Here is a 20,748-nt window from a genome sequence, read left to right on the forward strand (position 1 = left end):
GGCTCCCTGCCTGCGCCGATTTCATCCTCAAGTAGCACTCCTCCGTCAGCACAATCACTCCTTCGTATGATGCGCCCCATGACACCGGGTCCTTAGCGTGCACACCATGATCATCACCGCGATAATACTCGCCACGCTCGCAGCCTTCTGCTTGGCGCTCGGCACGCACTTCCAGCAGTACGCCGTCGCCACCATGACACCCGGGCCCAAACGTCGGGCAACCTGGGTCACCGGCCTGGGGCTGATGGGCATGGTGACCGTCCTCAACGTCATCGCCCTGGGACTCGGCCCTGTTGCCATCGTCCAACCCATCGGCGCGATCTCCCTCGTCTTCGCCGCGCTCATCAGCCGCCGGTACTTCGGCCTGCAGCTCGGCGCGCCACTGCTCATCAGCATCGGGGTGACGATGTTCTCGATCTTCGCCTTCGTGACCACCTCGGCGCAATTCTCCCACGAACTCGTCGCCACCGAGGAATCGGTGACCTGGCTGATGGCGCTCCTCGTCGCCCTCAGCGTCTTCGGCACACTCTTCGCACTCAGCCGGGCCGGGCACATCCCGCGAGTCATCATGACCGGCATCATCTTCGGAACCGTCGCCGCCGCGACCCACGTCCTCGCCAGGACCGTCGTGACCGAGGGACTGCCCGATTTTGGAACATTGGGCTCACGGTGGTGGATAGTGCTGGCAGCCGTAGCTCTCGCCTCGGCGGTGGGATTCTGGTTGGTCCAGACCGCCTACGCCTCTGGCCCTCCAGAGACGGTGCTCGCGGGCCTGACCGTCATCGACCCGATCGTGGCGGTGGTCATCGGCGCCGCCTTCTTCGGCGAGTACGCGGGCCTCACCCCCATGGCCATCGGCCTGCTGCTCCTCGCCGCCGGCGGTGGGATCGCCGGGGTCTGGATGCTCTCGCAGTTCCACCCTCGCGTCCTCGAATCGAAATCGGCCCCCACAGGGCACATCCCAGCAGACGTTCCCGCACACCTCTCACCAGAGCCGCGAACACCGGCTCACAATAACCAAGGAATCCGATCATGAACCAGACATACACTGATGCGCCTTCGTGGCCGAGCACGTATTCTGAGAACGTGCCCCGTCCCCCAGATACGCCGCCGCAGACCCGGTCATGGTGGTCGCGGATGTGGCACAACCTGGGCCGGGACGCCATCCTCGTCCTCCCCGGATTCTTCATCTCCCTCATCGGATTCATCGTCCTCATCACGATGTTCTCGGTCTCAATCTCCACCATCATCATCTGGATCGGCGCCCTGCTCCTGCCTGTGACTCTCTACGTCGCGACCGGGTTCGCGAACCTGTCCCGGGCCCGTGCCCGGCAGTGGGGAGCTCCCATCGCCGAGGTGGTCCATCGTCCCCGTGGACACGGAATCAGCGGATGGTTCGGTGTCATGGCCGAAGGACGGCGCTGGCTCGACCTGCTGTTCGAAACCGTCTTCGCCTTGCCCATCCGGCTTTTCACCTTCTCCGTGGTGATCCCCTGGTTCTTCGGTGCCCTGGGCGGGATGACCTACTTCTTCTGGGGACGGTTCCTTCCCAACGACAACACCGATCTCATCAGCTTCATCGCAGCATGGTGGAACGACACCTCAGTGGTGGCTCTGGGATTCGGTGCCGAGGCGACCTTCCAGTTCATCGCGGGACTCATCCTCCTCGTCACCTTCCCCTTCGTCCTGCACGCCATGGCCCGGTTGGAGATCGCAGCGGTCACGGCAGGGCTGGCGCCCGGCCACGATGAGGTGACCTCGGCGGGAAAAGCACGAGCCGGTGACCCAACGGGCCACGCTTCCGACGGGACCGCCTCGGCGACTTCCGCGGGATCGAGAGCTCTGGGGTTGCCGGCAGCCAACTCGTTCCTGACGCGGGCCGCCGGCGAGGGCTGGTTCTGGCTAATCAGCATCTTCGTCGGCGTGGTGCTCGTGGCTATCGGATGGCCAGTGACGGCAGCGCTGTATGAATCGTCGACCGTCATTGCGATGCTCGTCGCCCTCGGCCAAAGCGGCGCCCTGGTGCTCGCCGTGCGCAGACCGGTCACCGCGATCATCGTCGGGCTGGTCTCGGCTGCGGCCGGAATCATCCTGACCGCAGACTCCTTCGGTCTGGTGTGGCCATGGACGGTGACGGCGATCCTCTCACTGCTCTTCCTCCACCTCATCATCGGGCTTCGGCACAGCTGGCTCCACCTCGTCATCCTGTGGTCGCTGTCCACAGTGCTCGGCGCGCTGAGCCTGACCATGCCCCATGCGGGAGGGCTGTCGGGGGCGCTGGCGAATGTCATCACGACGATCTCACTCACTGCCGGAATCTCGATCGTCGCGGTCATCGGCAATCTGTGGATCCGCGGACGCACCCAGCTGGCCACGGAGCGCCAGCTCAGTGCCGAGCAGTTGGCCAAGCGTCAAGAGCTCGAGGAACGCAATCGGATCGCCCAGGAACTCCATGACGTAGTCGCGCACAGCATGTCCGTCATCAGCGTCCAGGCCACCACGGCCCGCTACCGACTGCCCGAACTCGATACCCGAAGCGTTGACGAGTTCGATTCGATCGCCGGCTCGGCTCGGCAGGCGCTCAATGAGATGCGCGGTCTGCTGGCGATTCTGCGCGGTGGCCGCGATGCCGATCTGGCTCCGCAGCCGATGATCGATGACATTCCCGACCTCGTCGAGGCCACCCGCGGTTCGGGCGCCGAGGTTGAACTCGAATTCCCTGCGGAGCCGATCGAGATCAACCCGACGACCGGATTGACCGCTTTCCGCCTCGTCCAGGAAGCACTGTCGAATGCTCTGCGCCACGCTCCCGGAGCTCCGATTCGGGTGTCCGTTCGCACCGATGAGTGGCAGCTGTCGGTCAGTGTCGTCAACGGGGTTCCGGGTTCAACCGACTCAGGAATGAATCACCCGGGCTCGGGCCAGCCCGACGGGGGCCACCTCGGCGGAGGATTCGGCCTCAAAGGCATGCGCGAGAGGGTCGAAGCACTCGACGGAACGCTGCAGGTGGGTCCGACTGCTGAGGGCGGATTCGAGGTCAAGGCCACGTTGCCCACCTCGTGAAGGGCTTACTGATGCTCCGATGGGATAATGATGGTGCTGCCCAGACAATCCTTCGGAAGGATCGGCCCCCGATGGCACACCAGGCCCCGAGCGCATTGGCCCAAAGCCTCCGACGAGCGATCGTCATGGCGATCGTCACGACCTTCAGTCTCGCGGCGCTGGGCGGGATCATCGTCCTCCTCGGCGACATCGAGTCGGAGATCGCGTACCAGGTCCTCGCCACGACGGCGCTGACGGGAGTCTTCAGCGTTGCAACATTCTGCGGGGCGACACTGATCGGCAGGCGCGGCAAGCAGTTCGGCGTCATCACCATCGGACTGGCCGTCCTCGCTCTGGCGCTGGCCCTCTGGTTCGTCTGGGCAGAGCCCTACGACGTTGACCTCCCTTGGAAGCTGCTCGTCACGGCCTGCCTTCTCTCCGCCTGCACCGCCGTCGCTTCGCTCATCCTGCTGTTGGTCTCGAACCGGTCGTGGACGGTCAGGATCGCATTGTCGATCACCCTCTTTCTCATCGCTCTCGGCTGCGCGCTGTCGTTGATCTCAATCTGGTTCCAGTCTGCGTGGGACTACGAGTGGCTGACTCGGCTGATCGGAATCGTCTGGATACTCGCGGCCCTGGGGGTCGTCGTAGTGCCCGTCTCCTCACTGCTGCTGAGGCCCGAATCCGCGGCAGTGGAGCCACAGACGGATCTCGGCGAAGGGGACTCTGATCTGTCCGCGAAGGCAGTTTCTGAGCTGTCACCGCAATCAGTCCGCCGCATTGAGGAAGCCGCCCGCCTAGCCGATCTCACGCCCGACGAATTCGTCGACCGCTGCCTGACGACGCTGCCGGACTCCCACTGAACCCTGCTCCCCTCATCGGGTGCCATCGGCCGTCGAGCCCTTCAGGCTGAAGCCCCGGGGCAGACGAGTGTCGATGAAGCCTGCTGCGAAGGCACCGATGATGAGCAGGACCAGGATCGCGATCATTCCCGCGAGCTGCTCAAGCACGGGGTTCCCGGTGATCGTGTGCGCGGCCCACTGTGCAGACCCGCGTGGTCGTCGGGAGATCCGAATTCGTCTGTTGGTTCGCTTTCCTGTTTCCACGTTCTTCTCTGCTTTCCTCGGTGCGTTGCCGGCGTCGGGTGTCGAGGACAACGAGTACTGCGAACACGATCGGGACGCTGATCGAGATGACGGTCTCGATCGCCGGTCCGCTCGTCGCATTCATGTCGGCACCGGAGAGGACCCCGAGTCCCAGGGCGAAGATGTTGTTGACGATATGGAAGGCCATGCCGACCTCCAGTCCGTTCGTGTACAGGGTGAGGACGCCGACGATGCCTGCGAAGATGCCGACATCGATGAGTCCCGGCAGGTCGTAGAGGTGGCCGAAGACGAAGAATGGGACAGGGATGAGCACGGCCCAGGCGGGGTGCTTCAGCCAGCTGCCGATGACGTTCATCGCCAGACCACGGAAGATGACCTCCTCGGCGGCGGCCTGGAACGGCACGAGCAGGAAAACTGCGACGAGCATGGCGGCGACGCGGCCGTCCCACTGCACGCCGGAAGTCAGGTCCCCCATCGCCCCCGGTGAGAAGACGATTAGCACGACCGCAGCGATCCCCCACACGGGCAGACCGAGCAGCATGTACCGACCGAGCAGACCCCAGCGAAGTCCGCGGCCGACCGCCTCACTATAGGAAGGTCCGCGGCCGACCGAGATCATCGACCAGAACCACCGGCGATAGACGATGCGTGTGGCCAGTTCCGCTGCCGGCCACATGAGGATGACGGTGATCAGACCGTTGACGATTCCATTGAGCGTGTTGAAGTCGACCATGGTCTCGGCGAGGGAGTCGAAGTCACCATTTCCACCATCGATGACGATCAGTGCCCAGACGAGGAACCCACCGAACTGGATGATCAGGCCGACCCCATAGAAGACGGCGGTGAGGACGACGACGAGCAGCGGGCTGTACCACCTGTGCTGCGGCTGCGATCTGAACTGGCGAATGAAATCCGTTGACATGTCTCCAGCCTTTCGCACCACCTCGGCGGGAGCGCTCGGTCATCGGTTCGAATGATCTCATCCTTTCGGAGGACAGCACCGGCGAGCGGCGACAGGTAGTGTCGAATTGTGACTCCTCCTTCCGGCCGCAGCTCTCTGATGCATGTCCTGCTTTGGACAGGCATCTCGGCGGCCGTCGGCGTGTTCGCGCTCATCGTCATCGTCGGAACCGAATGGCCGGATTTCGAGGAGGCAGGTGCCCGCACCGGAGCGCTCGGTGCCGAACTGTTCATCCATATCCTCTTCGGCCTCATCTCTTTGGCCTGCCTGCCCATCGTCCTTGCCTTCGACGGACGGACGATCCCCCGCCGATCCCTGCACCCCAAGGTGATTGCGGCCGAGAAGCTGCGCGATTTCCTCACGAACACTGGTCGCGGCGGCGTAGAATTCCTCGCCTCGGACGGCTCCGTCGAATCCCTGCAGCGTCGGCCCGGCGGCTGGGTTCCGGTTGCGGTCGGATTCCTCGGCATCGTCACCGGTACGATCGGCGTCCTCGGCGCATTCGCCGGACTGCTCATCCTCATCACCCTCACGTCTCGACGCAGCTGGTCACTCGACTTCACCTGCCTCGCTGCCGCGATCATCTCCCAGGGCCTGACGTACACGCTCACCCCGACGGCGGTCGGAGCCTTCGAACTTCCGCTGTTCCTCGTCAACGGAACCGTCTACGCAATGATCGTCGTCATCGGCGTCATCCGCGGAGCCCGCGAACAAGGGCTCATCGACACCGCCGCGCAGACGCTTCTGCGCGAACGCTCGCGCCAGGACCGTGCCGTCGCTGAGGTGCGCCGCGGCATCGCCCGCGACATGCACGACTCCCTCTCGCACCACCTCAGCGTGATCGCCATGTACTCCGGTGCACTGTCCGTCAGGCGAGACCTCGACCCCGAGTCCGTCCACGAAAGCGCCCGACTCATCGCCAGCAGCGCCCGCCGCTCGGGAATCGAGCTGCGAGAGGTTCTGACGATGCTGCGCGGAGACGACCAAGGCACAGTGATCGACCCCGATCTCGACCGCCTCGTCGCCGACCGCCCGGAGTCGGTGACTCTGATCTACTCCGAACCGCTCACCTCCGAATCACTGCACGCCCTGGGCAGCCTCGAACGAATGACGATCTACCGCTTCGTCCAAGAGACCATGACCAATGCCCTCAAACACGCGCTCGGTGAGATGCTCACCATCACCATCGGCGGCGAGGGCGATGACGCCGTTCGATATATCACGATGACCGCGCGCAATCACTACCCGGACAGCCTCCTCGGCGCCCCGGCACACGGCGAACCCCACCGCAAGCAGTACATCGCCGGCTCCGGCCTGGGGATTCTGGGTCTCAAGGAACGGCTGGAGGCGATGGGCGGTGACCTCGAGGTCAGCCACTATCCTGACTTCGAACTGCGAGCTCGCATCCCCGTCCAGAACACGGAAGAGATCAGCGCATGAGCATCAGAGCCATCATCGCCGACGACGAGTCCCTTATGCGTTCGGGCCTGCGCCTGCTCCTCGGCGCCGCCGATGACATCGACATCGTCGCCGAGGCGGCCAACGGTGCCGAGGCCATCGAGCTCGCCCGAGAGCTGAGTCCAGACCTCATTCTCATGGACATCCGCATGCCTGTCATGGACGGGCTCGAGGCCACCCGTGCCCTCATGGCTCAGACTCTTCATCCGGAGGTTCTCATCCTCACGGCCTTCGGCACCGATGAATTCGTGCTTCAGGCACTGCGCTCGGGAGCGGCCGGCTACATCCTCAAGGACACTCCGCCAGAAGATCTCATCCACGCGGTTCGGGCAGCCGCGAACGGCACACGAACCTTGTCACCAAGTGCGGTCGAGTCCCTGCTGGGACGAGACACCACCTCGGCGACAGGAGTGTCCGGTGCTTCGAATTGGAACAGTGCCCCGATCGGACCCGACCCCTTGGAACCGCTGACCGCACGAGAACGGGAGATCGCCGAGGCGGTCGCTCAGGGGATGACGAATGCACAGGTGGCGCGGGCGCTGTTCGTCTCCACGGCCACGGTGAAGACCCACCTGGCGCGCATCTTCTACAAGCTCGACGTCAGCACCCGTGTGCAATTGGCCCTGCTCGTCAACGAACGGCGCTGAGCGTCGAGGACGACTCAGATCACTTCGGGGCCATGCGGATGGCGCCGTCGAGGCGAATGGTCTCACCGTTGAGCATCGGGTTGGCGACGATCGATTCGACGAGCTGCGCGTACTCGGCGGGCTTGCCCAGCCGAGAGGGATGGGGAATCGACTTCGCCAGAGACTCCTGAGCCTCTTCGGGCAGACCGGCCATCATCGGGGTCTCGAAGATACCCGGTGCGATCGTCACGACACGGATCTGTGAGGATGCGAGTTCGCGCGCCATCGGCAGCGTCACCGAGGCGATTGCGCCCTTGGACGCGGAGTAGGCGATCTGTCCGATCTGACCGTCGAAGGCCGCGACCGAGGCGGTGTTGACGATGACGCCGCGTTCCTCACCCACAGCCTCCTGCGCCTGCATCGCGGCGGCGGCGAGGCGGCACACGTTGACCGTGCCCACGACGTTGATGTTCAGCACCTTCGAAAACGCGTCCAAAGCCAGTGGGCCCTTGCGCGAGACAAGCTTGCCGGGAGTCGCAACTCCCGCGCAGTTGACGACGACGCGCAGCTGCCCGAGACCGGTCGCCTTGTCGACGGCGGCCTGAACCTGCTCTTCGTTCGTGACATCGGCGGAGACGAAATGGGCGCTGGCACCCAGTTCCGATGCCACCTGCTGACCCACCTCGGCGTTGAGATCGACCATGACGACCTGAGCGCCGGCGGCCAGGAGCCGTTCCGTGGTGGCCCGGCCGAGCCCGGAGGCCCCGCCGGTGACGAGTGCGACTGTGCTGTTGAGATCCATGAGTATCCTTCGCATGACTGAAGTGAACGTTTGAGTTGGTTCGACTTTAACGCAAGCCCTTCGGGTCCCGACACGACGAAGCCCGCCGACCATTCGGTGCGGCGGGCTTCGGACGTGTCAGCTGCTGGGGAGGGACTGCCTCATCCGCAGGGCGTGCTGATGACGGTCAGGCTGCCTGCTCTTCGGAGGCGGATTCCTCGCGCACGGACTTCAGTGCCTCGCCCCAGGACACGAGGTCATCGGCCATCGAAGCGAACGGGGTCGCGGAGACCTCGGTCGGAGTGAAGACGCCATCGGCGAAGTCGGTGAAGAGGCTGAAGGAGGCCTGGTCACGGACGACAGCGAGCTTGTAGTTGGCGAGGATGTGGCGCAGGTGCTCGGCGGCACGCACACCCTTGTCGGCGCCGTAGTTCACGATGCCGGCGACCTTGTGGTTGAACTCGCTGGCCACGAAGTCCAGGGCGTTCTTCAGCGATCCGGAGATCGAGTGGTTGTACTCAGGGGTGACGAAGATGAAAGCGTCGAATTCGGCGAGCTTAGCGCCCCACGCCTTGGTGTGGTCGTTCTGGTACATGTTCGCGCCGGCCGGGATGACCTCGTCGAGCAGCGGCAGATTGAACTCACCGAAGTCGACGATCTCGGCTCGGACGTCCTCGCGACCGGCCAGCTGGTCCTTGGCCCAAGCGACGACCTGCGGATTGAGTGCCTGCGGGCGCGAAGTTCCGGGAATGATGGCGATGTTGAGCATGTCCGTCCTCAGTTCATTCATAGGTTGCAATGTCAGGTGATGCTGGTTTCAGGTGATCGGCACCGACAGTCTTCGTCCGCGCCATCCACATCTGCCCAACATGATTGAACCGTCAATCATTCCCGACCTGCAGTGTGATTGCCGATACTTTCGTACCGTGCTTGGGGTGGACGGGCGCCTGCTTGGGGTGGACGGGCGCCTGCCGATCAGAGTCAGCACATCCCTCCGTCAGAATCAGAGCGTCCACCACTCAGTGACGATACGCCCTTCGGCGGTGCAGAGATCCCCGAATTCTGGCCTGAAACAGCCATTCACAGGGCAACGTCATGTATTCTCGATTGGCAAGTGAAAGATTGTTCGATATCCGACCGTCAGGGAGTACAAGCACCGTGAGATCAACCAACGGCCGCAACAACATCCTCCGCTCGGCTCGGGACACCTTCGCCGCAAAGGGATTCGACGGTGCGTCCATCCGCGATATCGCACAGGCCGCAGGACTGAGCCTGTCCGCACTCTACTACTACTTCCCATCCAAACAGGAAGCTCTGTACGAGCTCGTGCACACGGCATACACCTGGTACAGCGAGCACAGCAAAGCCGTCATCTCCGAGGTAGGAGATGATCCCACCGAGCAGCTGACCGTGGCGGTGCGCTACCTGGCCCGGTACCGCATGGAGAACGTATCGGTATCCACAGTGCTGCTGCGCGACACGGAGCGCCTGACTGGTGACAATGCCGCCCGCGTCAAGGAACTCCAACACGAGGCGCGAGTCATCATGGGCGACATCGTCCAATCAGGCATCGACGCCGGAACATTCGACGTCGACAGCGCCCAGCTTGTGACACGTGCGATCCACTCGATCTGCAATTCACTCTCGCTCTGGTACCGCCCCACCGGCGACCTGACTCCCGACGTCATCGAACGAGACTTCACACAGTATTCGCTGCGCATGCTCGGCCTCGATCCCGGCAGCGATGAGCTTGACCGGCTCATGGCGCTGCCGATCAACCAGGCAGGCATGCTCGACTTCATCGCCGCCGACCAGGCCTGACCTCCCCGCAAACACGCCCTCCCAACTACCTGACGGCGGCCCAGCAACCTCGCGCGAGGTTGCTGGGCCGCCGTCAGGTAGTTGTAGCGGGTGGAGTGCTCTGACTCAGCCGGCCGTGGTGCGAAGGGTGCGGGCGAGTCCGCGGCGCGTGGCCTGCTCGTCCGGGTCGGGCACCGGCAGCGAGGCAATGAGTCGCTTCGTGTAGTCGCTGCTCGGCGACCCGAGCACCTGCTCACCCGTGCCCTCCTCCAGCAGCTCACCGTGGAACAGCACTCCGATGCGGTCGGAGAGCATGTCGACGACAGCCAGATCGTGGCTGATGAACAAGGCTGCGAAGTCGAACCTGTTCTGCAGCTCGACGAACAGCTCGAGCACCTTGGCCTGCACCGACACATCCAGGGCAGAGGTCGGCTCATCGGCGACGAGCAACTCCGGATCGAGTGCGAGACCGCGGGCAAGGGAAGCTCTCTGGCGCTGGCCGCCCGAGAGTTCGTGCGGGTACCTGGCACCGTAGGCCTTCGGCAGCTGCACCGAGTCGAGCAGTTCGAGCACGCGCTTCTCACGATCCCTCGGCGACATGTCCCGCTGGTGGATGGCGAACGGCTCCGCCACACACTCACCGATCGTCAGGTGCGGGTTGAACGAGGCTGCCGGGTCCTGGAACACGAACCCGATGCGGCGCCTGATCGGAGAGAAGGCGCGTTCCTTGAATCCGACCATCTCGTGCCCGAGCACCTGGAGGCTGCCTCCGCTGGCCCTGGTCAGGCCTGCGATGGCACGCCCGATCGTGGTCTTGCCCGATCCGGATTCGCCGACCAGTCCGTAGACCTCGCCGGCCTTGATGTCGAAGCTGACCGAGGACACCGCCTGGAAGTCCGACCGTCCGAATCCTCCCGGATAGACGATGTCGAGGTTGCGAGCAACGACGATGGAATCGCGTTCGTCCCGAGGCTTGCCGGGGTCCGCATCAGCGCCTGCGGATTCGCCGGTGGATTCGCCAGCGCGATCCTGCTTCACCGAGGCGGCAGCGGCCTTGCGGCTGCCGACAACCGTTGACCCCAAGCGGGGGACGGCGCCGAGGAGGTCGCGCGTGTACTGCTCCTTCGGGTCGCTGAAGAGCTGCTTGACCGATGACACCTCGATGAGGTCTCCGCGATACATCACGGCCACGCGGTCGGCGAGATCGGCGACAACGCCCATGTTGTGGGTGATGAGCACGATCGCGGTCCCCGTATCATCGCGCAAGTCACGCAGCAGGTCGAGGATCTCTGCCTGGACCGTGACGTCGAGGGCGGTCGTCGGCTCGTCGGCGACGATGAGCTCGGCACCGAGGGCGAGCGCCATGGCGATGACGATGCGCTGCTTCTGTCCACCGGAGAATTGGTGCGGGTAGTAGTCGAAGCGGTTCTGCGCGTCGGGGATCCCGACCTGCTCCATGGCGGTGATGACCTTGGCCTTAAGTTCGGCCTTGCTCGCACGCCGGTGGTGGGCGCGCAGGCCCTCGGCGATCTGCCATCCCACCGTGTAGACGGGGTTGAGCGCCGTCGAGGGCTCCTGGAACACCATCGACACATCTGTTCCGCGCATCTTGCGCAGCTGTTCCCCGGAGACGCTGAGCACGTCCTTGCCGGAGACGATGACTGCACCCGATCGCTGTGCGGTCTCGGGCAAGAGCCCGAGGATGGAGCGTGCGGTCACGGTCTTGCCCGAGCCGGATTCACCCACGATCGCGAGCACTTCGCCCGGGGTCACCGACAGCGACACGTCCTTGACAGCGTGCACATCACCACCGTCGGTGGAGAAGGTGACATTGAGGCTCTCGACGTCGAGGATGGAATTGGCTGTGTTCGTTTCGTTCACGTTCTCACTCATCACTTGGCATCCTTCGTCTTCGCTTTGCGGCGCACCCGCAGACGCGGATCGTTGAGGTCGTTCATCGACTCACCGACCAGGGTGATGCCCAGGACCGTGAGCACGATGGCCAGACCCGGGTAGACCGAAGTCCACCACACGCCGCTGGTGACATCGGGCAGTGCCTTGTTGAGGTCGTAGCCCCATTCCGACGCCGAAGTGGGTTCGATTCCGAAGCCCAGGAACCCCAGTCCGGCCAAGGTCAGAATCGCCTCGGAGGAGTTGAGAGTGAAGATCAGCGGCAGGGTGCGTGTGGCATTGCGGAAGATGTGTTTCGAGATGATCCTGGTCTTCGAAGCGCCGAGGACGATCGCTGACTCCACGAAGGGTTCTGCTTTGAGTCGCAGAGTCTCGGCGCGGACGACGCGGAAGTACTGCGGAATGAAGACCACGGTGATCGAGAACGCGGCCGCGGCGATGCCGCCCCACGCGCTCGACTGGCCCCCGGAGATCGCAATCGACATGACCAGGGCCAGCAGCAGGGTCGGGAAGGCGTAGACCGCATCGGCGATGACGACGAGGATTCGGTCGAGCCAGCCACCGAGGTAGCCCGAGACAAGTCCCAGGATGACACCGGCGAAGAGCGACATGATCACGGCGACGATGATCACGGCCACCGCGGTCTGGGCTCCCCAGACCACGCGGGAGAACACGTCGTAGCCACCTACTGTGGTGCCCCAGATGTGGGTTCCGCCGGGTGGCAGCTTCGATCCGAAGTTGCCTTCGGCGGTGCCAAGCTGATTGAACCCGTATGGGGCGATGAGTGGGGCGAATACTGCGCAGATGAGGACGATGCCGCACAGGATGAGTCCCGTGATGAGCATGCCTCGCTGCAGACCGACCGATTGGCGCAGGTGGGAGACGATCGGCAGGCGGTTGAGCCAGGATTTCTTGGCCCTGTCGTCATACGCGATGGCGGGGGCACCGGAACCGGGGGCCGCCTCGGCGACGTTCTCGTTGTTGCCTGGAGCCTGTGATGTGTTGTCTGGAGTGGACATCAGTACCTCACTCGGGGGTCGATGAAGGCGGCGATGACGTCGACGAGGAAGTTGGTCAGCGCCACGATGATGGCGAGGAAGACCACGATTCCCTGGACGGCCACGAAGTCACGGGCGGTGAGGTATTCGGCGAGCTTGAAGCCCAGCCCCTTCCATTCGAACGTCGTCTCCGTGAGCACGGCGCCGGCGAGCATCAGGGCGATCTGCATGCCCATGACGGTGATGATCGGGATCAGCGCCGGACGGTAGGCGTGCTTGGTGACCAGACGGAATTCGGAGATGCCGCGGGAGCGGCCCGAGTCGATGTACTGCTGACCCAGCGTGCCGATGAGGTTCGTGCGCACGAGCCTGAGGAAGACTCCTGCCGTGAGCACGCCGAGGGCGATGGCAGGGAGAACTGCGTGGGCGAGCACATCGCCGAGGACCTCGACGTTTCCGATGCGGATCGCATCGATGATGTAGAACCGGGTGGGACCGACCACGCCCGACATGATGTATTCGGTCTCGGTGGTGCCGCGACCGGCGACCGGCAGGATGGGCAGGAAGACGCCGAAGACCAGCTTGAGGATCATGCCGGCGAAGAACACCGGGGTGGCGTAGCCGAGGATCGCAAGGATGCGAAGCGCGGCATCGGGTGCCTTGTCGCGGTGGTAGGCGGCGAGCATCCCGAGCGGGATGCCGATGATGAACGCGACGATGAGGGCGTAGAAGACGAGCTCGACGGTCGCGGTTCCGTAATTGAGGAGGATCGACGAGACCGGCTGTCCGTCGGAGATCGCGGTGCCGAAGTCGCCTTTGAGTAGATTGCCCATGTACTCGAAGTACTGGACGAGGATCGGTCGGTCATAGCCGGCGGCGTGAATGCGCTCGGCCAGCTGGTCCGTCGTCAGGCGCCCGCCCATCGATGCGGAGATCGGGTCGCCGGTGATCCTCATCAGGAAGAAGACGAGTGTGGTGAGGATGAAGATGGTGGGAATGATGAGGAGGAATCGGATGAGGACGTAGCGTCCCAGTCCGCCTCCCGAGGGCTTCTTCACCGCGACCGAGGTCTCGGCGGCTTCTGCCCCTGGTTCGCTGATGGCTGCAGTCATGTGTTCCTTCGTTGCTGGCGTCGACGCTCGAAGATCTCGCGTGCCGACGTGGTTCTCGTTCGGTGCCACAGGGTGCGGACACGGCCTGATGCCGGTGCGAACGCACCACGAGGTGCAGGTGGGCCAGTCGGCTCACCTGCACCTCGTATCGACGATCAGTTCGTTGATTGTCGGAGCATCGCCGTGCGCACTCTCACGCCGATGGCGACGCGTGTGGTTCGCGCTCTCACTTGCTCAGCAGTGCCAAACGGAACTGGAACGCAGGGTCGAGGGTGTCATCGACGCCCTTGACGTCCTTGCCGGACACCGCGATCTGGTTGCCCTGAAGAAGCGGCAGGGTCGGCAGCTCTTCAGCGAGCTGACCCTGGATCTTCTTCAGCGCTTCCGCGCGCTTGCCCTTGTCGTCGATGGAGGACTGAGCGTTCAGCGCCTTGTTCATCGACTTGTTCCTGTAGTTGTTGTCCAGGAAGCTCGGCGTCTCCTCTGTGTCGTAGAAGAACGGCACGAGATAGTTGTCCGCGTCCGAGTAATCCGGGAACCAACCCAGCTGGTACATCGGGTAGGAGTCGGCGGTGCGGTCCTTGTTGTATTGCACCCATTCGGTCGACTGGAGGTTGACCTTGAACAGCCCTGTCTTGTCCAGCTGATCCTTGACCAAGGCGTATTCGTCGCCCGATGAGGGACCGTAGTGGTCGGGGTTGTACTGGAGGTTGAGCTTGACCGGAGTCTTGACGCCCGCATCATTGAGGGCCTTCTTGGCCTTGTCGAGGTCGGCGCCCCCCTTCCCATCTCCATATTCCGACTTCAGCGGCTCGTCGGCTCCCGGCAGTCCGTCGGGGACGTGGGAGTACAGCGGGGTGAAGGTGTCCTTGTAGACCTGCGAGGCGATGGCCTGACGGTCGACGGAATCGGCCATGGCCTGGCGCACTGCCAGCGACTTCTTCTCATCGGCCTCATCGGTCTTCGGACCGAAGGGCATCGTGTCCATATTGAACACGATGTAGCGGATCTCGCCACCGGGACCCTTGTGGACCTTGAGGTCTTCCTTGGTGCCGAGGTCGTCGATGTCGGTGGCCGACAGCGATCGCCAGGCCACGTCGATCTTGCCCTCTTGGACCTCGAGCTTCATGTTGTTCGCGTCCGAGAAGTACTTCATCTGCACGGTCTCGGTCTTCGCCGGCTCGATGAAGCCTTCATAGTCGGGGTTGGCCTTGTAGGTCAGCAGCTCATTGAACTTGAAGCCGTCGATCGTGTAGGGACCAGCGAAGGCCTTGCCATCGACGATGGCCTGGTCTTCGGTGATCTTGTCCGGCTCGAACACGTCCTCATCGACGATAGGACCCGCGGCGCTGGCCAGCACACCCGGCCAGGTCTGGTCGTTCTTGCGCTTGAGGTTGAAGACGACGGTCTGCTCGTCTGGGGTCTCGACCGACTTCAGACCGCCGAGGAGGGACGAAGGCCCGTTCGGATCCTGAATCTTCAGCTGTCGCTCGAAGGAGAACTTCACGTCCGAGGAGGTGAGTTCGTTTCCGTTGGCGTACTTCAGCCCCTCTTTGAGTTTGACCTCGTACTTCGTCGGTTCACTGAAATCAGCTGATTCAGCGATGGAGGGATTGAGCTCGGCCGTGCCCGGCTTGTAGGCCAAGATGAACGGGTAGACCTGCTGTTCGACGAGCGAGCTTCCGTTGTCATAGGCACCGGCCGGGTCGAGAGCGACAACCTTGTCCGTGGTGCCCACTGTGAGGGAACCACCGCCCTCTTCGCCGTCTCCACCAGTGGTCGAGGTCGAGCAAGCCGAGAGTAGCAAAGCGCCGGCAGCGGCGATGGCCACTGCCTTTGCACCAGTTCGACGTTTCATTGTGTTCCTTGTCATCCAAAGTGCTCTCCGTGTCGTCTTTGCTCGGAGAGATCCGCACCACATCTTACGGTTCGCGTCCCAAATAGTGAACTGCACAGTATGATTCGGCCCACTCTGTCACCACATTGAAATGTGCCGATGGCCTCACGGAAATCGGCGTCCGGGCTGATTCTCCGGGCCGTGACCACCGGATTTGCGTCACGGGTCACAATCCGTTTGACTTATGAAGTCGATCACAGAGAAAACTCATGCCCCTTTTCGTGATCGCCCATATAAATGCCTGATCCAGCTCACTGCCGGATCCCGCCCAATGGTCAATCCCGTCTTTTGCCTCCTGATAGGAGAAGCATGTCCGCAGTCCTCGAATGGCTCAACAACATCATCTGGTCGTCTGCCCTCGTCTACCTGTGCCTCGGTGCCGGTGTCTACTTTACGATCCGTTCCCGCGCCGTCCAGATCCGACAGATCAAAGCAATCTTCACTCAGATGTTCCGTGGCAAGAGCTCCAATGAAGGCGTCTCCTCGTTCCAGGCCCTGGCGATATCGCTGGCCGGTCGAGTCGGCGTCGGCAACATCGCAGGTGTCGCCACAGCCATCGGCTTCGGTGGCCCGGGTGCTGTCGTGTGGATGTGGATCTCCGCGCTGCTCGGTGCCTCGACCTCCTATGTCGAATCAACGCTTGGCCAGGTGTTCAAGGAGCAGGACCCCAAAACCGGTGAATACCGCGGTGGCCCGGCCTACTACATCGAGAAGGCCTACCGCCATACCAAGGCCAAAGGCCTGTTCAAGGTCTACGGCATGGTCTTCGCAGCAGTGACGGTCATGGCCATGAGCTTCATGCTCCCCGGCATCCAGTCCAACGCAATCTCCGGTGCCGTTGAGAACGCCTGGGGCACTCCGACCTGGGTGACCGCGATCGTCCTCGCCGTGATCATGGGCTTCATCGTCATCGGCGGCGTCAAGCGCATCGCGCACTTCGCCTCTTTGGCCGTGCCCTTCATGGCCGTCATCTACATCATCGCCGCGATCGCCGTGACCCTGATCAACGCCGACCAGATCATCCCGGTCTTCGAGCTCGTGTTCAAGTCCGCCTTCGGCATCGATGCCGGACCAGAAGCCGCCTTCGGCGGAATCATCGGCATGGCAGTCCAGTGGGGCGTCCAGCGCGGAATCTACTCGAACGAAGCCGGCCAGGGCACCGGACCTCACGCTGCTGCCGCCGCCGAGGTCTCACACCCATCGAAGCAGGGCCTCGTCCAGGCAGGGTCGGTCTACATCGACACCCTGTTCGTCTGCTCCGCAACTGCGTTCATGATCCTCTCCACCGGCATGTACAAGGTATTCGGTGACGATGGTGAGACCATCGTCGGAACGGGCCGCGGTCAGATGGTCGAGTCAATCGCTGCGACTCCGGGCGAGAAGTGGCCGCAGGCCGGTCTCGACACGATGATCTCCGGCTTCGGTGCCGGCTTCATCGCGATCTCGATCTTCCTCTTCGCCCTGACGACGATCGTCGCCTACTACTACATGGCCGAGACCAACCTGGTCTACCTGCTGGGCCGGCTCAAGAACCCCCTGGCGCTGACCATCGGCAAGCGCGCCCTGCAGGTGCTCATCCTCATCGCCGTCGCCGTCGGCGCGATGTCGGCCTCCGGCAGTGCCTGGGCCCTGGGCGACATCGGCGTTGGCCTCATGGCATGGCTCAACATCATCGCGATCCTCATCCTGCAGGGTCCGGCGTTCAAGCTCCTTCGGGACTTCGAGCGTCAGAGGAAGCAGGGCCTGGATCCGGTCTTCGATCCCAAGGCGCTCAACATCCGGAATGCCGATTTCTGGGATAAGCGCATGGCCAAGGTGAAGGCGGGAGAAGCAGTCTCGGAGGGCTGATCACACGCCGTCGGTGCCGATCGCAGGTCGGCACCGACATCACAATTGAATACACAGCGATGAATGCTCGCGAGGTCCGGGACAATGGCGTCCCGGACCTCGCGTCGTACTGCTGTAATGCTGTGTCTCTACAAGCTGCTGTGCTGCTCTGCAGCTTCGGCGTGTAACTTACTTCATGCTGGTGCCGGCGGAGCCGAGGTTCTGGCAGGCTTCGACGATGCGATCGGCCATGCCGGCCTCTGCTGCCTTACCGTAGGCGCGCGGGTCGTAGATCTTCTTATTTCCGACTTCACCGTCGATCTTGAGCACTCCGTCGTAGTTGCGGAACATGTGTTCGACGACGGGGCGGGTGAAAGCGTACTGGGTGTCCGTGTCGATGTTCATCTTCACGACACCATGACGGACGGCCTCGGCGATCTCCTCTGCGCTCGAACCCGAGCCGCCGTGGAAGACGAGGTCGAAGGGCTTGTCCTTGTCGACCTGCGCGCCGACGTCGGTCTGGATCTCACCGAGCAGCTCGGGGCGCAGCTTCACATTGCCCGGCTTGTAGACGCCGTGGACGTTTCCGAAGGTCAGCGCCGTGAGGTAGCGACCCTTCTCGCCGGACCCCAGGGCCTTGACCGTGGCCAGACCATCGGCGACCGAGGTGTAGAGCTTCTCGTTGATCTCGTTCTCAACGCCGTCCTCTTCGCCGCCGACGACGCCGACCTCGATCTCGAGGATCGAGTGAGCTGCCGTCGAGAGCTCAAGCAGCTCCTCGGCTAGGACCAGGTTCTCATCGAGGGGAACAGCCGAACCGTCCCACATGTGCGACTGGAAGTAGGGCGCGCCGCCGTTCTTCACGCGTTCGGTCGACAGGGCCAGCAGCGGCTTGACCCATTCTTCGACCTCCTTCTTCGGGGCGTGGTCTGTGTGCAGTGCGATGTTGACGTCGTAGCTCTTGGCCACCTCGGCGGCGAAGACGGAGAACGCGATGGCACCGCGGACGCGATCCTTGATCGTCGGGCCGGAGATGTACTCGGCACCGCCGGTCGAGATCTGGACGATACCGTCGGATCCGGCCTCAGCGAAGCCGCGGATGGCCGCGTTGATCGTCTGGGAGGAGGTGCAGTTGACTGCGGGATAGGCGAAGCCCTCCGACTTCGCCCGGTTGATCATCTCGGAATACACTTCGGGGCTTGCAATGGGCATAGGGGCTCCTTAATCGGTGGATTCGATGCGCTTTCGGTTGCCCCCAGACTACTCGGTCTCCGGCTGGCGACAGAAGCACTCCCCGCCGTGCACACCAAATTCTCGTCGATGGCATGTGCACCGACAGAGGCGACCCGGGTTTCACCCCAAGTCGCCTCTGTCGTTTCGGCAGTGCCGGTTGCCTAGTGAACGCCCTTGGACTTCCGGTCCTCCTTGGGCGTCCTTCCCATAACACCCTTGGTCCGTGACAAGCGGTAGTCGATGCGGGCATCGACCTTATCGCCGAGGTACTCGTCGAAGTCATCGGCGATGTGTTCACCGACCTCGTGATAGCGCTGTCCGGTCTCGATCTCTCGATCCCGGGCCGATTCGAGCTGGAACGCCCGTACGGTGGCGATGGCGATGAATATCAGGATGATGCTGAAGGGCAGAGCAGTCGCCAGGGAGGCCGCCTGCAGTGCGCCCAGCCCGCCCGCCAGGAGCAGTCCGATCGCCAGCGCGCCCTCGAGTCCGGCCCACAGGATGCGCGACCACACCGGTGGGTTCGGATGTCCGCCGGAGGCCAGCATGTCGACGACCAGCGATCCGGAGTCCGACGAGGTGATGAAGAAGATCGCCACCAGGATGATGGCCACCACAGAGAGGATGCTGCCCATGGGAAGAGAGCCGAGCACGTCGAAGAGCACCTTCTCTGCGACGACTCCATCCTCGGGATCAACGAGTTCGCCGGACCCGAAGAGCTCCTGGTAGATTCCTGTGCCGCCGAGTGCGGCGAACCAGATGAACCCGACGACGGTCGGCACAAGGAGCACACCGGCGATGAACTCGCGCACGGTTCGGCCACGCGAAATGCGGGCGATGAACACACCGACGAACGGCGCCCAGGAGATCCACCAGCCCCAATAGAAGATCGTCCACGTCGAACTCCACGTGGCGCCCTCTTCACCGGTGTAGGCACCGACGTCGAAGGTCATGTTGAAGAAGTTCGCGAGGTAGACGCCGAGAGATTCGATGAGGTTCTGGAACAGGAACAGGGTGGGGCCGAGCAGCAGCACTGCGATGAGGAGCAGACCCGCCATCGACAGGTTGATGTTCGAGAGCCATTTGATTCCCGCACCGACTCCCGAGACCACAGACAAGGTGGCCAGGAATGTGATGATGACGATGAGGATGACGAGGAACCAGTCGCCGTAATCACTGACAACGCCGATCTCCTTGAGACCGGACGAGATCTGCTGAACCCCCAGACCGAGAGAGGTCGCAATGCCGAACACGGTGCCGAAGATAGCGAGGACGTCGATGACATCGCCCATCCATCCCTTGACACGGTGTCCGAGCAGTGGCTCCAGCGCCCACCGAATCGAGACCGGCCGGCCGCGACGGTGGATTGCGTAGGCCAGCGCCAAACCGATCACGGCGTAGATCGCCCAGGGATGCAGTCCCCAGTGGATGAATGTCTGCGCCATCGCCAGCTTGGACATATCCGCCTCGCTGCCCGACCAGCCCGGCTTGGGATCAGAGGTGGCGTAGGACAGCGGCTCGCCGACGCCGTAGAAGACCAGGCCGATGCCCATGCCAGCAGCGAAGAGCATCGCGAACCAGGAGAAGACTCCGAATTCGGGCTTCTCCCCGTCACGACCGAGCGTGATCTTTCCGAACTTCGAGAATCCGAGCACGATGGAGAAGATGACGAGGCCGCCGATGACGAGCATGTAGTACCAACCGAGGTCAGCGACGATCCAGTCGTTGATGCTCGTGAGGACCTTGCTGGTGCCGTCAGGCAGCATGATTGCTAGCAGCGCGATCGCCAGAATGGTGATCAGTGCGGGCCAGAATACGGCAGGGGCGATCATCCCCTTGCCGATGCGCACGCCTTGAGCACGCAGCTTGGCGGTGATCGCGTCATCGTCATCGCCCTCGGAGATCGATACATTCCGGGGCAGGTGCAGTCTGATCGGATCCGGCCCCTCGACCAGCATGTGCGGGTGGTCACGATCGTTTGTCGGTGCCGAGGCGG

At 63.1% G+C, this 20,748-nt stretch carries 17 protein-coding genes; 7 read left to right on the forward strand and 10 right to left on the reverse strand.

Features of this window, described 5'->3' with window-relative positions; translation table 11 throughout:
- Positions 1-106: 106 nt before the first annotated feature.
- From HX613_RS15470 to HX613_RS15480, 3 genes are all read left to right on the forward strand, one after another.
- A complete protein-coding gene (locus tag HX613_RS15470) occupies positions 107-1,036 on the forward strand; it encodes a hypothetical protein (RefSeq protein ID WP_235346137.1) in 930 nt (309 codons plus the stop codon).
- On the forward strand, positions 1,033-3,063 hold the full coding sequence (locus HX613_RS15475; RefSeq protein ID WP_235346138.1) for a sensor histidine kinase: 2,031 nt from the start codon (positions 1,033-1,035) through the stop codon (positions 3,061-3,063). The genes HX613_RS15470 and HX613_RS15475 overlap by 4 nt, the downstream gene beginning before the upstream one ends.
- A gap of 71 nt (positions 3,064-3,134) precedes the next feature.
- Positions 3,135-3,905 (forward strand): hypothetical protein, encoded by a 771-nt coding sequence (locus HX613_RS15480; protein ID WP_235346139.1) that lies wholly within the window; start codon positions 3,135-3,137, stop codon positions 3,903-3,905.
- Positions 3,906-3,917: 12 nt separating this feature from the next.
- On the opposite strand, the gene HX613_RS22290 is transcribed toward HX613_RS15480, so the two are convergent.
- Positions 3,918-4,052, reverse strand: coding sequence for a hypothetical protein (locus HX613_RS22290; protein ID WP_268826958.1), 135 nt, complete (start codon positions 4,050-4,052; stop codon positions 3,918-3,920).
- On the reverse strand, positions 4,045-5,070 hold the full coding sequence (locus HX613_RS15485) for a CPBP family intramembrane glutamic endopeptidase (protein ID WP_235346140.1): 1,026 nt from the start codon (positions 5,068-5,070) through the stop codon (positions 4,045-4,047). Before HX613_RS15485 ends, HX613_RS22290 begins: the two co-directional genes overlap by 8 nt.
- A 108-nt stretch (positions 5,071-5,178) precedes the next feature.
- Between HX613_RS15485 and HX613_RS15490 the strand changes: the two genes are divergently transcribed.
- The gene (locus HX613_RS15490; protein WP_235346141.1) at positions 5,179-6,549 is read left to right on the forward strand and encodes a sensor histidine kinase; all 1,371 of its coding nucleotides are present in this window, start codon (positions 5,179-5,181) and stop codon (positions 6,547-6,549) included.
- Complete coding sequence (locus HX613_RS15495; protein ID WP_235346142.1) at positions 6,546-7,214, forward strand: response regulator; 669 nt, start codon at positions 6,546-6,548, stop codon at positions 7,212-7,214. The genes HX613_RS15490 and HX613_RS15495 overlap by 4 nt, the downstream gene beginning before the upstream one ends.
- Before the next feature lie 19 nt (positions 7,215-7,233).
- Here the strand turns inward: HX613_RS15495 and HX613_RS15500 are convergent, their stop codons facing one another.
- Entirely contained in the window at positions 7,234-7,995 is a 762-nt protein-coding gene (locus HX613_RS15500; RefSeq protein ID WP_235346143.1) for an SDR family NAD(P)-dependent oxidoreductase, read from the reverse strand.
- A gap of 166 nt (positions 7,996-8,161) precedes the next feature.
- A complete protein-coding gene (locus HX613_RS15505) occupies positions 8,162-8,764 on the reverse strand; it encodes an NADPH-dependent FMN reductase (RefSeq protein ID WP_235346144.1) in 603 nt (200 codons plus the stop codon).
- 368 nt (positions 8,765-9,132) lie between these two features.
- On the opposite strand from HX613_RS15505, the gene HX613_RS15510 reads away from it, so the two are divergent.
- Positions 9,133-9,795, forward strand: coding sequence for a TetR/AcrR family transcriptional regulator (locus HX613_RS15510; RefSeq protein ID WP_235346145.1), 663 nt, complete (start codon positions 9,133-9,135; stop codon positions 9,793-9,795).
- A gap of 105 nt (positions 9,796-9,900) precedes the next feature.
- On the opposite strand, the gene HX613_RS15515 is transcribed toward HX613_RS15510, so the two are convergent.
- From HX613_RS15515 to HX613_RS15530, 4 genes are all read right to left on the reverse strand, one after another.
- A complete protein-coding gene (locus HX613_RS15515) occupies positions 9,901-11,667 on the reverse strand; it encodes a dipeptide ABC transporter ATP-binding protein (protein WP_235346146.1) in 1,767 nt (588 codons plus the stop codon).
- Positions 11,667-12,704, reverse strand: a complete 1,038-nt coding sequence (locus tag HX613_RS15520) for an ABC transporter permease (protein ID WP_235346147.1) — start codon at positions 12,702-12,704, stop codon at positions 11,667-11,669. The genes HX613_RS15515 and HX613_RS15520 overlap by 1 nt, the downstream gene beginning before the upstream one ends.
- Entirely contained in the window at positions 12,704-13,795 is a 1,092-nt protein-coding gene (locus HX613_RS15525) for an ABC transporter permease (protein ID WP_096178050.1), read from the reverse strand. Before HX613_RS15525 ends, HX613_RS15520 begins: the two co-directional genes overlap by 1 nt.
- A gap of 226 nt (positions 13,796-14,021) precedes the next feature.
- Complete coding sequence (locus HX613_RS15530; RefSeq protein WP_235346148.1) at positions 14,022-15,653, reverse strand: ABC transporter substrate-binding protein; 1,632 nt, start codon at positions 15,651-15,653, stop codon at positions 14,022-14,024.
- A gap of 348 nt (positions 15,654-16,001) precedes the next feature.
- Between HX613_RS15530 and HX613_RS15535 the strand changes: the two genes are divergently transcribed.
- Positions 16,002-17,540 carry an alanine/glycine:cation symporter family protein gene (locus tag HX613_RS15535; RefSeq protein ID WP_235346149.1) on the forward strand — a complete coding sequence of 513 codons (1,539 nt, stop codon included), beginning with the start codon at positions 16,002-16,004 and terminating at the stop codon, positions 17,538-17,540.
- Between the two features lie 168 nt (positions 17,541-17,708).
- On the opposite strand, the gene fbaA is transcribed toward HX613_RS15535, so the two are convergent.
- Together fbaA and HX613_RS15545 are read right to left on the reverse strand one after the other, a co-directional pair.
- On the reverse strand, positions 17,709-18,731 hold the full coding sequence (gene fbaA / locus HX613_RS15540; protein WP_235346150.1) for a class II fructose-bisphosphate aldolase: 1,023 nt from the start codon (positions 18,729-18,731) through the stop codon (positions 17,709-17,711).
- Positions 18,732-18,913: 182 nt separating this feature from the next.
- A complete protein-coding gene (locus HX613_RS15545) occupies positions 18,914-20,710 on the reverse strand; it encodes a BCCT family transporter (protein WP_235346175.1) in 1,797 nt (598 codons plus the stop codon).
- Positions 20,711-20,748 lie beyond the last annotated feature (38 nt).

The sequence above is a fragment of the Brevibacterium sp. UCMA 11754 genome (assembly GCF_021532275.1).
Lineage (GTDB): Bacteria > Actinomycetota > Actinomycetes > Actinomycetales > Brevibacteriaceae > Brevibacterium.